The following is a 16,083-nucleotide window of genomic DNA, read 5'->3' as shown; positions in this document are numbered from 1 at the left end:
ACAGAGCGCCAAGCATAGCAAAAAAAGTACAGGACTCGGTAATACTTCGTAGTCTTCGTGCTAAAAACAGCCTTAAGTTATGGATGATCAAGACCTTAAGCTCTTGGGTGATGGCTGGCATGCAGTTGTTGCATACGCACTTGTGCGACATGGGTATAAATTTGTGTCGTGGACAGATCACTATGTCCCAATAACATTTGTACCACACGCAAGTCGGCGCCGTGATTGAGTAAATGCGTTGCAAAAGCATGTCGTAAGGTATGTGGAGAAAGTTCTGCTTGAATTCCTGCTTGTAAGGCATAACGCTTAATGGCATACCAAAAGTTTTGTCGACTCATGATGCCACCATGTTGGGTGAGAAACAGATAGTCAGTTGCAGATTTATATAATTGCGGACGTGATTCAATTAAGTATTTTTCGACCCACTCCACTGCGATTTGCCCCAAAGGTACCAAGCGTTCTTTATTGCCCTTACCTGTAATTCTTAAATAGCCTTGTTTTAAATTGATTAAGTCTAGGCGTAAGTTCAGTAGCTCAGATACACGCAATCCACAGGCATACAACACTTCAAACATGGCACGATCACGGAGCCCGAGAGCGGTTTCAATATCTGGAGCTTGAATTAAGGCATCCACGTCTTGCTCAGACAAATCTTTAGGCAGTGCGCGGCCAATTTTGGGTGTTTTATGTAGCACGACAGGGTTGTCTGAACGCAGTTTTTGTTCCCGTAGAAATTTAAAAAAAGAACGCAGAGCAGACAGACAGCGCGCAATGGAGCGCGGGCTTTTGCCTTGCTTGGTGAGGGTCAGTAGAACATCGGCGACATCATCACTGCTCCATTCAGGCATGCTCACCCGACTACACTCGCTGCACTGCAATAAGTCAGAGAGATAAGCATTTCGGGTGTGTGGGCTGACGGTTTGTGCAATGAGATAATCTTTAAAGCCGTGTAAAAAACTGAGCTGAGTTGGGATTTGAACAGGCGCAGGCACACGCGGTTTTTTATTTAACATAAAGCTCTCAAGCGCATCATCACAGAAAGACAAAAACAAGGAATAGGGGTTTTATTCAATGTAGTGTAATCATTCTCGCTTGTCGATGTGTTATAACAGATGCGAATCATTATCGAATCTGATTTGGTAATTATTCTCATTTGTTTGTATACTGTTCAAAATATTAAAGGGTTGGATGCGGTGCGTTTATCTGATTTAAAAGTCAAACAAACTGCCATCATTAACAAAGTGAATCATACTTTGGATGGCGAAGCTCAGACTGATTTGGTGGCTAGTCGTCTTGAAACATTAGGCTTTGTCGCAGGTACAAAAGTACAGGTGATTACCAAAGGTATTTTTGGTGGCGATCCAATTTTAATCCAAGTGGGTTTTACACGTTTCGCCTTAAGAAAAGTTGAAGCTGAAAAAATTGAAATTCAAGTCGAAGGAGCACCTAGATGAGTGATGCCTTGCGTGTTGCCCTTGTAGGTAATCCAAACTGCGGTAAAACTTCGTTATTTAACCATCTCACTGGAACACGCCAAAAAGTAGGTAACTATGCGGGTGTAACGGTTGAGCGTAAAGTTGGTCAATTTAGTCTTCCTTCTGGTCAAGCGGTTCGCGTTCTGGATTTGCCAGGGACGTATAGCTTAGATGCGACCAGCCCTGATGAAATGATTACCCGCGACGTGGTGATGGGGAAAATTGCAGACGAAGGTCAGCAAGATGCTTTCTTATGTGTCGTTGATGCAACCAACCTCAAACTTCACCTTGGTTTAGTGATTGAACTGATTGCATTGGGCCGTCCAATGTTAATCGTTTTAAATATGATGGATGAAGCACGTCGCCGTGGCATGCAAATCAATACCCAAAAGCTTTCTGAGCGCTTGGGTGTGCCGATCGTTGAAACCGTTGCGGTGCGTAACTCGGGTATTGAAAGCCTGCTTAGCGCTTTAGAGCAGGGCAAATATGCCGTGCCTTATACCGAGCTGACGGGTTTAAAAGGCGACACTGCACATGAGAAAGTAGAAAATTTATTACATGACGCTGTGCAGTACGTCGATGAAGAAGACAAGCGAACTGATTTTCTAGATAAGATTTTCCTACATCCAGTTTTGGGTTTAGTTAGCCTTGCAGTGATGATGTTTATTGTCTTCCAAGCCGTTTTTGCTTGGGCAGCGCCGTTTATGGATGGGATTGAAACCTTCTTTGGTTGGCTAGGTGAAACCATTGGTGCATCCATTAGCCACCCTTTACTTAACAGTTTGGTGGTGGACGGGATTATTGCGGGTGCGGGTGGTGTCGTGGTGTTCTTACCGCAGATTTTAATTTTGTTCTTCTTTATCTTGGTGTTGGAAGAGTCGGGTTATTTACCGCGTGCCGCATTTTTGCTGGATAAGCTGATGTTTAAAGCAGGTCTTTCTGGGCGTGCCTTTATTCCATTGTTGTCTAGCTTTGCCTGCGCAATTCCGGGCATCATGGCATCGCGTACTATTAGTGATCCACGTGACCGTTTGACTACGATTTTTGTGGCACCGTTAATGACGTGTTCTGCACGTTTACCTGTATATGCCTTGTTAATTGCTGCTTTTATTCCTGAACAAACTGTTTGGGGGATCTTCAATCTGCAAGGTTTGGTGTTGTTTGCTTTATATATGGCTGGGATTGTGAGCGCACTGTGTGTATCTTTCGTTCTGAAATTCTTCCATAAAGACAAGTCACAACATATGTTGATGATGGAGTTGCCAAGCTATCGTTTCCCTGACTTAAAGAATATTTGGATTGGTTTACTTGACCGTGCCAAGATCTTCTTGCGTCGTGTCGGCGGCATCATTTTCGCATTGTCTATTTTGTTGTGGTTCTTGTGTACTTTCCCGCAAGCCCCAGACGGTGCGACTTTACCTGAAATTGATTATTCATTTGCCGGTATGCTCGGTCATTTACTGCAACCAATTTTTACACCGCTGGGTTTCAACTGGCAGATTTGTATTGCCTTGATTCCAGCCATGGCTGCTCGTGAAGTCGTGGTGGCAGCTTTAGGTACGGTATATGCCTTATCCGCTGTTGATGAAGATGCCATGTCACAAGGTTTGGCTTCACTGATCAGTAGTGGCGGTGAGCTCGGCTGGTCGGTGGCGACTGGTCTGTCTTTATTGGTGTGGTTTATTTATGCGCCGCACTGTTTGGCGACTTTGGCGACGGTCAAACGTGAAACAGGTTCATGGAAAACCGTGAGTTTTATGACCATTTACTTGTTTGGTTTGGCTTATTTAATGTCATTCCTGACCTATCAAATTGCAACGCACTATTTGGGCTAATCGGCGTAAATAGGCGAGGAGATTGAGATGATTGAAATTCTAATTGTTGCTGGTCTAGTGATCTGGAGTGCAGTGGTGGTATTTAAGAAAGTATTTCCTAAGACATCGGGTTCAGTTTTCATGTCCTTGTCCATGCTGTGTGAGGCTCGCGGTTGGACCCGTTTAGCGACGTGGTTAAAGCCGTCAATGGCTGGCGGGTGTGGCGGAAACTGTGCTTGTCCAGCAACAGAAGACAGTAATGCGAAAAAGCCTGAAGTCCAAGCGGTGAAGTGGAAATAAAACGATTTTTGCTCACAAATAAAAAAGGCGTCCGACAGGGGCGGCTTTTTTACGCACTGACACAAAAAAAGTGCAGGAAAGTCAAAACAGAAAAAGCATTCAAAACAGCAAAGTGCTAACATTTCCGCAGATAAATCTCAGACCAAGCATGGGGCGAAAATGTTAATACAACGTGGTGGACTTAAGGTCGTTGCAGGGCTCGGCATTTCTGGTGTTGCAGCGGTCAATTTTTTACATAACCAAGGCTACCGCGTTGCAGTAACGGACTCTCGATCAACCCCGCCCGGTCATGACCAAATTCCAGCAGAGGTACAAACCAGTTTTGGTCAGTTTGACGCAGAACTGTTGTTGTCTGCTGAAGAAATCGTTATTAGCCCTGGGCTCGATCCGAAACTACCTGAAATTCAAGCTGCGATTGCCAAAGGCATCCCCGTGGTGAGTGAAATTCAAATCCTACGCCGTGCAACCGACAAGCCGATCATGGCCATTACAGGGTCGAATGCAAAAAGTACCGTGACGACCTTAATTGGTCTGATGGCTGAACATGCAGGCGTGAAAGTTGCGGTAGGCGGTAACCTTGGTCGCCCAGCGTTGGATTTAACCAAAGATCAGCCAGATTTATACATTTTAGAACTATCCAGCTTTCAGTTAGAAACCACTTCAAATTTACAAGCTGAAGTTGCGGTAGTGCTGAATATGAGTGAAGACCATCTTGACCGTCATGGCGATATGATGGGCTATCACACCGCGAAGCATCGCATTTTCCAAGGCGTGAAAAAAGTCGTTCATAACCGTGATGACTCACTTACTCGTCCTTTGGTCCCTGACGCTACGCCAATGCAAAGCTTTGGTTTAAATGCGCCTGATATGAATCAGTACGGTGTATTAAGAGATGACGACGGTACGATCTGGTTGGCTCGTGGCCGCACACGTTTATTGAACAGTGCAGAGATGTATATTCAAGGTACACACAATGTGGCCAATGCTTTAGCCTGTTTGGCTTTAGGTGAGGCAATCAATCTTCCGCTTGAGTCGATGTTGGAAACACTGAAAAGCTTTAAAGGCTTAGAGCATCGCTGTGAGTTTGTGAAAGAAGTTGAGGGTGTTCGTTACTATAATGACTCTAAGGGCACCAATGTAGGCGCAACACTGGCTGCGATTGATGGCCTAGGTGCTGCGATTGAAGCCAAAGGCGGTAAAGTCGCGATCATTTTAGGTGGTCAAGGCAAAGGACAAGATTTTAGCGCTTTACGTGAGGCTTTGAGCAAATACGTGAAAGTGGCTGTGTTGATTGGTGAAGATGCGGCGTTGATTGAACAAGCTGTGGCAGGAACAACCACCTTACTGCATGCTGAGACTTTAGAGCAGGCGGTTGCACTTTGCCAAGCCCATACCCAAGCCCATGATGTCGTGTTATTGTCACCTGCATGTGCAAGTTTTGATATGTTCAGTGGTTACCCACAGCGCGGACATCAGTTTGTCGCTTGTGTGCAAGAACTCCACTAAAAATAATAAGGAAATTGAGATGGCTGAGTTTGCTCAGACAACGATCAATAAAATTAACCAGTTTTATAGCCGTTGGGCGCCGTGTGTACCCAGCGAAGTGACACCACGTAATGTGTTGATCTTCTGCGTCGTTGCGTTGTTGTGTTTAGGTTCGATCATGGTCGCATCTGCGTCGATGCCTTATGCTGAACGCCTTCATGAGAATTCATTTCACTATGTCCTTCGTCACGGGATTTCAATCGCGGTGGCTGGCGTTTTGGCCTATGCGGTATACCGAGTTCCGCTCAATGTTTGGTTCAATAACACCTTCCCACTGTGGATTTTGACTATCTTACTGCTGGCCGCCGTATTGGTTGTCGGTACCGAGGTCAATGGTTCGACCCGCTGGATTCGTGTTGCAGGCTTTACGTTACAGGCTTCTGAGGTCGCCAAAGTGATGATGGCGATTTTCACCGCGGACTATGTGGTACGCCGTGCTGAAGAAGTACGAAACAATATCAAAGGTTTGATCCGTCTCGGTATTATTATGCTGTTGACGGTGGGTTTGATTATCGCGGAGCCCGACTTGGGTGCAACCGTGGTGATTAGTTTGATGATGCTCGGTATCTTCTTCCTTGCTGGCGCGCCGTTGATTCAGTTTGGCATGGCTTTTGGTGCGATTTTTGCGGCCTTTGTCTTTCTGATTGTATTTGAGCCTTACCGTTTTGAACGTCTAATGTCTTTCTCAAACCCTTGGGAAGATCCGCTAGGCACTGGTTACCAGCTTTCCAATGCCTTGATGGCCTTTGGGCGTGGTGAATGGTTTGGTGTAGGACTTGGCCACAGTGTACAGAAAATGGCTTACTTGCCTGAAGCGCATACCGACTTCATGTTGGCCATTTTAGGCGAAGAGTTTGGCTTTTTCGGGATCACTACGGTCTTAATTCTGTCCTTTACCATGTTGCTGTGCTGTATCAAAGTGGGTCATCGTGCCCTGAAAAATCAGTACTTGCGTGCGGGTTATTTGGCTTATGGGGTGTCGATTATTTTCTTACTGCAAATTTTGGTAAACGCAGGTATGAATATGGGGATGCTGCCAACCAAAGGTTTGACACTACCTTTCATTAGTTATGGCGGTTCATCACTGATTATGTGCGCAGTGATGATCAGTTTGATTTTGAAAATTGATGCAACCACACAAAGTGCCAATCCAACCAAAGAAGAATCCAGCTTCTAAGCGGGCTGCTCTTTCATCGTACTATTCGCATAACTAAACTCACTTTTCGTTATGCGGATAGCGTTTGAGCCCTTCCTAAATTGTGTTTCTCATCAGCACATCTATCCATCTTCTTTCATGATGAATGTGACTGTAATGGTCTAAATTTTTTGAATTTGCTTCAATTGAAACGTTGAGCGCTATGCGTAGTATTGAGTTTCTGCCGCAATTGTTTTGCTATAAATAGGTACCGTGCAGGGTAGTACCGTGTGGAATCAGCGAAACATCCCATTGTGCGATGGCTTGTTGCAACATTCGTTCAGGGGTGTCTAGTTCGACAGATGGCTGATTTAGAGCATGTATCGCTTGAGCGAGTAGAGCTGGTGCTTGGTTAAGATCCAGCGCCTGTGCCATATTTTGTTTAGATAGCTTTTGCCCTTGATCATTCATGGCCAAAGGCAGATGCATATAGCTCAGGCGTGGGTAATTTACGAGCTGACCTAAATAAATTTGACGCTCGGTATTATCTAAGAGATCTGCACCACGAACCACATGGGTGATGCCTTGTAGGTAGTCATCTACCACGACCGCTAATTGATAGTTGATAATGCCATCGCGGCGTTTCAGCACAAAGTCACCGAGCTCATGTGCCAGTTGTGAGCAGTGTTTGCCTTGCAGAGCATCATTAAAACAAATCTCGACATCTTCCACTTTGACGCGAATGGCTTGTTGCTCAAAAGGCAGAGCAAGGTCACGGCAGGTACCTGCATAAATATGGTTAGAACCAAGGATTTTGCGGGTGCACTGACAGGCATAGACCAGTTTGAGTTGATGCAGTTGTTGAATCACGTCTTCGTATATATCGAGACGATCTTTTTGGAAAATGATCTCTGCATCGGGCTGAAAGCCGAAAGCTTCGATACAACGCAAGATATGGCTTTCACTGCCAGGGTAAATACGCGGGATATCGGTATCTTCGATACGAACCAACCATGTGCCTTGATGTGCTTGTGCTTCGCAATAACTGGCAACGGCTGTGATGAGTGAACCAAAATGCAAAGGGCCGGTTGGCGATGGCGCAAACCGACCTGAGTAGCGAGTCAGCGAAACATCGTTTCGCCGCTGCGCAAGAGCCAAGCGATGCTTGGCTGGAGAGTTATCAACAGTCACAATTAACCGTTATTTTGCTTCTCTTTGATTTCTGCCAGTGTTTTGCAGTCAATACATAAAGTTGCAGTTGGACGAGCCTCTAAACGGCGCAGACCAATTTCGATACCACAGGTTTCACAGAAACCATAGTCATCGTTTTTAATCGCTTCAATTGATTGTTCGATTTTGCGGATGAGTTTACGTTCACGGTCACGTGTACGTAGTTCAATTGCAAACTCTTCTTCTTGTGTCGCGCGGTCATTCACATCAGGCAAAGCGGTGTTTTCGTCTTGCATGGTGTTGAGTGTGCGGTCAACTTCTGACATTAACTCTGCTTTCCATGCCAACAAAATTTGGCGGAAGTGCTCAAGCTGACCTTCAGACATGTATTCTTCATTTTTTTTCGGCTGATAAGGTTCAATACCAAATAAGCTTGCAGTAGAACCACCGTCAGTCGCTTTAGGCTTAGTTTTGCGCACACGTTTTGTAGATTTTTCATCTACAACATCAGTTTGTTCGTCTAAGACAGTATTTTGGTTGTCATTCGCCATTTAGGGCAATCCTCATCATATACGTATCTTTAATACGCAAAAAATATGGTGATATGCAAGTGTTTTTATCCACCCTCGAGGAGATTCACCCTCGGGGGTCGTCATCATATAGACTTTTTAAGTATTTTGATAGTCTTTGATGTTTGGATTAAATTGATCACTTTTTCGTAAGAGCAACTAAGGTAATTGAAAACGATAAAAATGAAAAGTTAATAACCTGAAATTTCAACATTTATTTTTTGCTGTGCGTGTAAGACACGTTCTACGTGGGTTTCATGGCTGCCGTCTGCGTTTAATTGTAAAATACGATAACCTGGTGCTTGCTCATCTAAGGCGAAATGATCACTTAAAGGCTTAAATTGGACACTAGTAGACGGCGTCGAGTAAAACTGAATACCATGCCACTCACGCCATGATTCTTGATGGACATGTCCCGACAGCACAATTTTGACATTGTGGTATTTGGCAAGAACCGCAGTGAGGTCTTGGGTGTTCTTGAGTTTATGTTGATCAATCCATTTTGACTGCATTTCAAAAGGATGATGATGACAGGCAATCACAATGTGTTGCTGGGCAAATTCTTGTAGGATTTGTTCCAGTTGGTTCAATTGTGCTTCATCGACCCAACCATCGATTTTACCTTTGACGGCACTATTGAGTAAAACCACACTCCAAGGGCCGAAGTGAATCACATGAACTTTGTTTTGTTGCTGATGAAAAGGGAAGTGCTCGGCATTGTCATGATTGCCCGGAACCTGATAAAACGGCGTCTTTAAACTCTGCATAAAGTCTAAATAGCGTTGATAGGTTCGAGGCACAGGTACTTGCGCCAAGTCACCCGTATGGACGATGGCATTCAGCTGTGGGTGACGCTCAACAATATGTTGCATCACATGATGAAAGCTTTGCTCTGGATTCATACGTACAAATTCCAGATGATCTTGATCCATCAAGTGCGTATCTGAAATTTGGATAATAGTCCAATTTTTTTCATTATTTAAAGTCATGCCTGACCCCTTAGACATTCCTTGTCGTTTTAATCTGTTGTTGTAGCCATTGCAAGGCCATTATGACAGGCGCATTTCTGAGCCGACCATTGGAAAGTAATGTCTCGATCTGCGCATAATCAATCAGGTGTAATAAAATATTTTCACCTTCATCGGGCATACCAAATACACCACCTTGTTCGGGTAAATCGGCCGCAGCACTATACAGATGAAACAGTTCCGCACAGGCACCTGCCGAAGGATAAAAGCTAAACAGATGTTGTAAGTGTTCAATCTGACAGCCTGATTCTTCTAATGCTTCACGGCGAATACAGCTTTCAGGTGATTCATCACCATCGAGTACTCCCGCAATAATCTCCAGCTGCCAAGCTGAATCTTGATCATCCATAGCACCAATACGAAATTGTTCAATCAAGGCAAATTTTTGTTGTGCATCATCATAAATCAAGACACCCGCAGCTTCAGGACGCTGAATGAGCTCACGTGAAATCACAGCGGTGTACTCAGTTTGATTAAACAGGCGATGACGTAAATTTACTTTTTCTACTTGAACAAAACCCTGAAAAACAAAGGCCCTGTCTACAATTTGGACATCTTCACTGTGATATGTAGCTTGCTTAATTATGTTCATAAAGCGCAATCAGGATGAAATTTATCATTTCATCCTAACTGAGAATCGTATGATTACAAAAGGTTTTTTATCAACTTACACTTTTTGGTACAAGTTTTGTCCGGTTGCATGGAATTGTTTTTTCATGCTATCGAGACCGTTTTCAACCTCTTCTTGCTGAATTTTATTCAGTGTAGCGTTTTGCTGATTTTGTGCATAATCACGCACGTTTTGGGTGATTTTCATCGAGCAAAACTTGGGACCACACATTGAACAGAAGTGCGCAGACTTGTGCGCTTCCTTCGGCATGGTTTCATCATGCATGCTACGCGCCGTGTCTGGATCAAGACTGAGATTAAACTGATCTTCCCAGCGGAATTCAAAACGTGCTTTAGATAGGGCATTATCACGGACTTGCGCACCCGGATGACCTTTGGCCAAATCTGCTGCATGTGCTGCAATTTTATAGGTGATGATGCCATCTTTGACGTCTTTCTTGTTCGGCAGGCCCAAGTGTTCTTTAGGGGTGACATAACAGAGCATAGCAGTTCCATACCAACCAATCATCGCTGCACCAATCGCAGAAGTAATATGGTCATAACCCGGTGCAATATCGGTGGTTAATGGCCCTAAAGTGTAGAAGGGTGCTTCTTGGCAGACTTCAAGTTGTAGATCCATATTTTCTTTAATCATGTGCATAGGCACATGCCCCGGACCTTCAATCATCACTTGCACATCATGTTTCCAAGCACGATGAGTCAACTCACCTAAAGTGCGTAATTCAGAGAACTGTGCTTCATCATTGGCATCTTGAATACAGCCCGGACGTAGACCATCACCGAGGCTGAATGACACATCATAAGCCTTCATGATTTCGCAAATTTCATCAAAGTGTGTATAGAGGAAGTTTTCTTGATGATGGGCCAAACACCACTGTGCCATGATCGAACCGCCACGAGACACGATACCGGTGAGACGATTCGCCGTCATCGGAACATAACGTAATAAGACACCCGCATGAATGGTGAAGTAATCTACGCCTTGCTCAGCTTGTTCGATCAGCGTGTCTTTGAAGATTTCCCACGTCAGGTCTTCCGCCACCCCATCAACTTTTTCTAAAGCTTGATAGATCGGTACAGTACCAATCGGAACAGGTGAGTTACGAATAATCCATTCACGGGTTTCATGGATATTCTTCCCAGTGGAGAGGTCCATAATGGTGTCTGCACCCCAACGGGTTGCCCACGTCATTTTTGCGACTTCTTCATCGATTGAAGAGCCGAGAGCCGAGTTACCAATATTGGCATTGATTTTTACCAAGAAGTTTCGGCCAATGATCATTGGTTCAATTTCAGGGTGGTTAATATTGGCAGGAATAATCGCACGCCCTTCAGCCACTTCTTTGCGCACAAATTCAGGCGTGATTTCCATCAAGTTATGCGCACCAAAGTTTTGCCCCGCGTGCTGACGTGCATCGACCCCTTCACGTTGACGCTGATTTTCACGAATAGCGATGTACTCCATTTCAGGAGTAATGATACCTTGTTTGGCATAATGCATCTGCGTGACATTGTGACCTGCTTTGGCGCGACGTGGTTTCTGGATGTGAGCAAAACGAATATCAGCGGTACGAATATCCCGTAAACGTTCTTGACCAAAGCTTGAGCTCAGGCTATCTAACATTTCGGTATCGTTGCGCTCCTCAATCCAGCTTTCACGGACATTCGGTAGACCTTTATTCAGATCAATACTGACATTGGTGTCTGTATACACGCCCGAGGTGTCATACACCATCACTGGTGGATTATACTCACCGCCTAAGCCTGTTGGGGTTTCGGTCAGTTCAATCTCACGCATGGGAACTTGAATGTCTGGGCGTGAACCTTGGATATAAACTTTTTTAGAGGCAGGTAAGATACGGGTCAGATCTTTGGCATCTTGTTCATGTTGTGCTGAAATTTCAGCGGAAAGATTCGTTAACTGGTTCATTGCAATGATCCTTATGAATGACATCAACGAATCAAGCACGACCAAAAACGATGGCAATTGAAGCTATTTCTGTGTGTTGTTGATTTGATGATACAAATGCAACGGATGTATTTCTACTGGAAATAATTCAATGAAAGGCGTTCAGTTTTTAGATGGCTTGATTCCTACGCAGGTCTTAACCTGATCAGGTTCAACGGTACTCAGCTTCAAAACTTTATTGAAAAGTCTTAGCTGATCTCAGCGAGCAATTACTCGCGCTCCGTCAAGCGATGCATCATCTTAACATGCACTGTTGTTAAAAACAGCGGCCTTTTTATTCAAAGTGTGAAAGGAGATTTGTTCAACGTTCTAAGCAAATGGCATCGCTTAAGCAGTCTTTGCCTTGATCGGGTTGGACCATACGCAGTTGAATAAAGTGTGCCAATTGTCTTTGTAATAGTTGATCTGTACCGAGACGCTGCACATGAGCGGAGGCAGGCAAGATGATTTGAGCCGCTCGTTGTTCTGGGCTGAGCGCCACAAACTTTAAAAATAAGCGGGCTTGATCCGTCACTATTGAATTTTTTAATGCGGCTAGGCGCTCAATTTCTTCCAAATAGTTGCTTTGCACGGTATAGCCGTCGTAAACGCGTTGAGTATCCAGTCCGATAAACAAGAGGGTGCTATATAGATTCAACAGATGACGTGCATCTTGGTGGTAGCTACTTTTCGGGTACTGTTGTAAATAGTTTTCCCAATACAGCGCACGATCCGCAATTTCTTTAGCGTCAATTTTGACCTGACTCCCAATCACGGCTGGGTATTGATTTTGTGTCGCCAGATGTTCAATAAACTCTTGCTCTGCGACAGGTAGGTAAGGCGCAAAAATTTTGGCTAAATATTCAGGGCTACGGCGGTAATGCACTTGTCCTTCGCCTGCATCAAACAGCTCGACATAAGACTGCCCTTGGTGTTTGATAAGGTATTGGTCACGAATGGTCAGTTGCTCAAAAAGACTTTGTTGAATGGTCGGATGTTGCGCCATTTCTAGAGCATAGCTTTCAAAAGCGCGCTGCTGTTGCGGCGTACGTTCGACCGATAAGAAATCATGGTACATTTTATTGGATAAACCCAATAAATGCTTTTGTTGTTGAAAGCCGAGTAAAGGCAAACACAGCTTAAGATCTTGATTGATTTGCTCTAAAGCAAAAGTCGTACGCTGCGCATCTATTTCTGACATGTTTTTGTCAATTTTTTGGCACAAGTCGGTTAAGTCTAAGGTTTGAGTTGAAGACGCTTCTATTTGCGCAGGCTCTTGAAAGCTAACAGGTTCAGGTTTCTGACAGGCAGCCAACAGCACACACATGAAAATCAGTGCGTAAGGTTTAAGCGAAAATAAAGAAGAATGATTCACAGCAACTCGATCAAAAAACTCAGTTCAGCGACAACACAGTAGAGAAACTCCTTTTCTCCGTGCCTCATTTTATAGGGGGAATGGAATTTTTAATGTGTAGTATTGTGAATGAGTTTGTTGAACGGGCTGTGACACTGTTTAATATTTACTTCATAATGAACAAATTAGTGGGCGCTATTGTAACCAGTGCAATAAAAAATATACGAAAAAAATGACAACCCGTTTTAGTATAGCGTTGCTCAGAACGAGGCCAGTGAGGCGGAAAGGTTAACTGAAAACAATGAAGATTAAATGTATCCTAGCCAGCTGTGTGTTGTTTTTCGCGCCGTGGAGTCATGCCTTGGATTTGGTCGACGCTTTACAACGCGCCAAAGTCAATGATCCCAACTGGCAAGCCAATTTACTCCAATATGAAGCAGATCAACTCAATTTAGGCATTGCACAAGGCAATTTACTACCTACCATTGGTCTGTCTGGGAATGTGACTCGAAAAAATCAACCCATTGGGCAGGTGAGTTCGGTTCTTTCCATGCCCGATACGACCACCACCAAACAAGTGGCGATTACGGCGCGCCAACCCCTTTTTCGTTGGGATGCGTGGGAAGGGTTGAAACAAGTCAAGACCTCCCTCAGTTTAAGTGAAGTCAATTTACAGCTACAGCGACAGCAACACATTTTAGCGGTGACGGAAGCCTATTTTAATGTACTGCGCCAACAAAGTTTAACCGCAGCCAATTTACAAGAAGAACGGGCTCTACTTGAGCAACTGAATATGATGAATGCCAAACTCAGAGAGGGTTTGGTGGCAAAAAGTGATGTGAGTGAAGCCAATGCACAATTCCAAAGCGCACAGGCCAACCGCATTGCGACGCATGTACAACTGGTCTTGGCGCAGGAACAACTGGCGCAAATGATCGGGCCTTATCAAGAAAACTTGGCAGTGCTGCGTGAAGACTTTCAGTTTCAAAAGCCTTATCCTGCAGAACTTTCAGCATGGACTAATTTAGCTCTCGCACAGAACCTAGGCATTCAGCAGGCACGCTTACAACAGCGCTATGCTGAAGATCAAAAACGGGTTGAACAAGCTGCGTTGTATCCGCAAATTGAAGCTGTGGGAAGCTATGGTTATAGTGAGCAGACTCCTGAGAATATTATGTCGGCCAAAGGCAACTTTGATCAGATTGGTATTGAGATGAATTGGAATGTTTATACCGGTGGGCGAACCAAGAAGTCGATTCAAAAAGCCGCTGTTAACGTCAAAAAATCTGAAGCCGAATTGGATGCCGCCATCCGTAAAGCCAACACCGAGGTGAAAAAGTCTTATTTGCAAGTGGAAACAGACCAAGCCAAGTTGCAAGCACGTAAAGCTGCTATGGAATCATCCAGCCTCGTCTCTCGTGCCTCACAAGCGCAGTATCAAGAAGGCTTAAAAACCATGGTCGATGTTTTACTGGCACAGCGCAATGCCTTTTCGGCCAAGCAAGATTATGTCAATGCTAAGTATGACTATCTGATCAATGTCTTGCATTTAAAGGCATCTGTGGGTAAGTTGACTGAACAAGATATTCAAGAAATGAATGCATGGTTGGTGGACAAAGCACGCTTATAAAAGGGTCTTGTCATCAAATCTTCACAATTGCTATGCTTTAATATCGCTCAATCTTTAGTCCCTCATGATGTTGCTGTGGAGTACGTCCTTTGCCAAATAGTCCTGTTTTAAACCATCACATTTCTTCGCAGTTCAATGAGGATTTGCAGGATGTGAACACCAAATTTATGACCATGGGTGGTTTGGTAGAGCAACAAGTGGCGAATGCAATTCATGCACTACTCGACACCGATGCCAACTTAGCGGTCGATGTTCAGTTTAAAGACAATGCGGTGAATCAGCTCGAACGTGAAATTGATGAAGCCTTGACCTTGATTTTGGCGCGTCGTCATCCTGCTGCGATTGATTTGCGTATGGTGATTGCGATGTCGAAAGCCAATACCGACCTAGAGCGTATTGGTGATGAAGCGGCGAAAATTGCTCGTATTGCGCAAAGCTTATGTGAAGATGGCGAATCCCCGCGCGGTTATATGGAAACGCGTCATATTGGTAACCAAGTCCGTGTCATGATTCATGATGCCCTAGACGCTTTTGCACGTTTAGATGCAGAACAAGCGCTACGTGTGATGATGGCCGATGCTGATATTGATCGTGAATATCAATCTGCAACGCGTACTTTGATGACTTATATGATTGAAGACCCGCGTCATATTGCGCGTGTGATTAATGTGATGTGGGTATTACGTTCATTAGAGCGTATTGGCGATCATGCGCGTAACATTTCTGAGCAAGTGATTTACATGGTGAAAGGTTTGGATGTGCGTCATACCAGTTTTGAAGAAGTTGAAAAACATATCCAAAAATAAAAAAGCGTATCTTATTTTTCGAGCACAACTTCGGTTGTGCTTTTTAATGGTTGCTTAATTTTTAGATAAAAAAAATCTCAGACTTTGGGGGAAATCTGAGACTAAAATCGGGGATATTTATCGTTATCGATAAGAGGTTTCCCTCTATCCTTGAATGCCATTATAGGAAAGATGTTTTTCTGCGTCATGTAGGTTCTTGTAGTGTAATGTTGAGTTTTGCAATGGTTGTGTAGCGCTATGTTTACACTTAATTATTTAGATACAAATAACGGCTTTATAGCGTAATTGGGTCATCAATATGTCATCTATTTGGGGGTTGGTCATCCCTGTGCTTAGATAGAACATTGTATGAATAAAAAGAAAAGCCCCGATGTTGGGGCTTTTCAAATGTGCAACGCTTTATCACGCCTCAGGCTTTAAGCCTTCTGCTTTTTCTAAGCTTTCATCATTGTTAAAGAACTTCTCACGTTGTTCTTCAAGAAACTTTTTCGCATCAGGTTCAAACACATTTAGGCGTTTTTCATTGATTAAAGTGGTTTGGTGCTTTAACCATTCTCCCCAAGCTTGCTTGGAGATGCTTTCAAAAAGTTCTTGGCCTTTTGCGCCAGGGAAAGGTGCAAAGTCTAAACCTTCCATTTCTGTTTGATATTTACGGCAAAAAACTTGTCGAGTCATATCT

The 16,083-nt window shown here is 44.1% G+C and carries 15 protein-coding genes and 1 riboswitch; of the genes, 7 read left to right on the top strand and 8 right to left on the bottom strand.

Annotated features, from left to right (window positions below):
* Window positions 1-95: 95 nt before the first annotated feature.
* Complete coding sequence (gene xerD, locus MF4642_RS08545) at window positions 96-1,013, bottom strand: site-specific tyrosine recombinase XerD (RefSeq protein ID WP_078425936.1); 918 nt, start codon at window positions 1,011-1,013, stop codon at window positions 96-98.
* 180 nt (window positions 1,014-1,193) lie between these two features.
* Between xerD and MF4642_RS08540 the strand changes: the two genes are divergently transcribed.
* From MF4642_RS08540 to ftsW, 5 genes are all read left to right on the top strand, one after another.
* Window positions 1,194-1,454, top strand: coding sequence for a FeoA family protein (locus tag MF4642_RS08540; protein WP_201953811.1), 261 nt, complete (start codon window positions 1,194-1,196; stop codon window positions 1,452-1,454).
* A complete protein-coding gene (gene feoB, locus MF4642_RS08535) occupies window positions 1,451-3,310 on the top strand; it encodes a ferrous iron transporter B (protein ID WP_078425934.1) in 1,860 nt (619 codons plus the stop codon). The genes MF4642_RS08540 and feoB overlap by 4 nt, the downstream gene beginning before the upstream one ends.
* A 27-nt stretch (window positions 3,311-3,337) precedes the next feature.
* Window positions 3,338-3,589, top strand: coding sequence for a DUF6587 family protein (locus MF4642_RS08530; protein WP_078425933.1), 252 nt, complete (start codon window positions 3,338-3,340; stop codon window positions 3,587-3,589).
* 159 nt (window positions 3,590-3,748) lie between these two features.
* A complete protein-coding gene (gene murD, locus MF4642_RS08525; protein ID WP_078425932.1) occupies window positions 3,749-5,095 on the top strand; it encodes a UDP-N-acetylmuramoyl-L-alanine--D-glutamate ligase in 1,347 nt (448 codons plus the stop codon).
* A gap of 19 nt (window positions 5,096-5,114) precedes the next feature.
* On the top strand, window positions 5,115-6,311 hold the full coding sequence (gene ftsW, locus MF4642_RS08520; protein ID WP_058868736.1) for a putative lipid II flippase FtsW: 1,197 nt from the start codon (window positions 5,115-5,117) through the stop codon (window positions 6,309-6,311).
* A gap of 216 nt (window positions 6,312-6,527) precedes the next feature.
* Here ftsW and gluQRS read toward each other — a convergent pair whose 3' ends face one another.
* The 6 genes from gluQRS to MF4642_RS08490 form a co-directional block, all read right to left on the bottom strand.
* On the bottom strand, window positions 6,528-7,460 hold the full coding sequence (gene gluQRS / locus MF4642_RS08515) for a tRNA glutamyl-Q(34) synthetase GluQRS (protein ID WP_078425931.1): 933 nt from the start codon (window positions 7,458-7,460) through the stop codon (window positions 6,528-6,530).
* A gap of 2 nt (window positions 7,461-7,462) precedes the next feature.
* Complete coding sequence (gene dksA, locus MF4642_RS08510) at window positions 7,463-7,990, bottom strand: RNA polymerase-binding protein DksA (protein WP_004692816.1); 528 nt, start codon at window positions 7,988-7,990, stop codon at window positions 7,463-7,465.
* 209 nt (window positions 7,991-8,199) lie between these two features.
* On the bottom strand, window positions 8,200-8,997 hold the full coding sequence (gene cpdA / locus MF4642_RS08505) for a 3',5'-cyclic-AMP phosphodiesterase (protein ID WP_078425930.1): 798 nt from the start codon (window positions 8,995-8,997) through the stop codon (window positions 8,200-8,202).
* A gap of 10 nt (window positions 8,998-9,007) precedes the next feature.
* The gene (locus MF4642_RS08500; protein ID WP_078425929.1) at window positions 9,008-9,628 is read right to left on the bottom strand and encodes an NUDIX domain-containing protein; all 621 of its coding nucleotides are present in this window, start codon (window positions 9,626-9,628) and stop codon (window positions 9,008-9,010) included.
* Window positions 9,629-9,703: 75 nt separating this feature from the next.
* Window positions 9,704-11,596 (bottom strand): phosphomethylpyrimidine synthase ThiC, encoded by a 1,893-nt coding sequence (gene thiC / locus MF4642_RS08495; protein WP_078425928.1) that lies wholly within the window; start codon window positions 11,594-11,596, stop codon window positions 9,704-9,706.
* A gap of 144 nt (window positions 11,597-11,740) precedes the next feature.
* Window positions 11,741-11,868: riboswitch (TPP riboswitch) on the bottom strand.
* Between the two features lie 68 nt (window positions 11,869-11,936).
* Window positions 11,937-12,989 carry a hypothetical protein gene (locus MF4642_RS08490; protein ID WP_171262508.1) on the bottom strand — a complete coding sequence of 351 codons (1,053 nt, stop codon included), beginning with the start codon at window positions 12,987-12,989 and terminating at the stop codon, window positions 11,937-11,939.
* 280 nt (window positions 12,990-13,269) lie between these two features.
* On the opposite strand from MF4642_RS08490, the gene MF4642_RS08485 reads away from it, so the two are divergent.
* Together MF4642_RS08485 and phoU are read left to right on the top strand one after the other, a co-directional pair.
* Complete coding sequence (locus MF4642_RS08485) at window positions 13,270-14,598, top strand: TolC family outer membrane protein (RefSeq protein ID WP_078425927.1); 1,329 nt, start codon at window positions 13,270-13,272, stop codon at window positions 14,596-14,598.
* A gap of 89 nt (window positions 14,599-14,687) precedes the next feature.
* Complete coding sequence (gene phoU, locus MF4642_RS08480) at window positions 14,688-15,404, top strand: phosphate signaling complex protein PhoU (RefSeq protein WP_004692799.1); 717 nt, start codon at window positions 14,688-14,690, stop codon at window positions 15,402-15,404.
* 402 nt (window positions 15,405-15,806) lie between these two features.
* Here phoU and MF4642_RS08475 read toward each other — a convergent pair whose 3' ends face one another.
* Window positions 15,807-16,079, bottom strand: coding sequence for an oxidative damage protection protein (locus MF4642_RS08475; RefSeq protein WP_004978611.1), 273 nt, complete (start codon window positions 16,077-16,079; stop codon window positions 15,807-15,809).
* Between the last annotated feature and the right edge of the window lie 4 nt (window positions 16,080-16,083).

It is taken from the genome of Acinetobacter sp. MF4642 (assembly GCF_002018925.1).
Classification (GTDB): Bacteria; Pseudomonadota; Gammaproteobacteria; order Pseudomonadales; family Moraxellaceae; genus Acinetobacter; species Acinetobacter johnsonii.
This window is presented reverse-complemented; position numbering and strand designations above follow the sequence as displayed.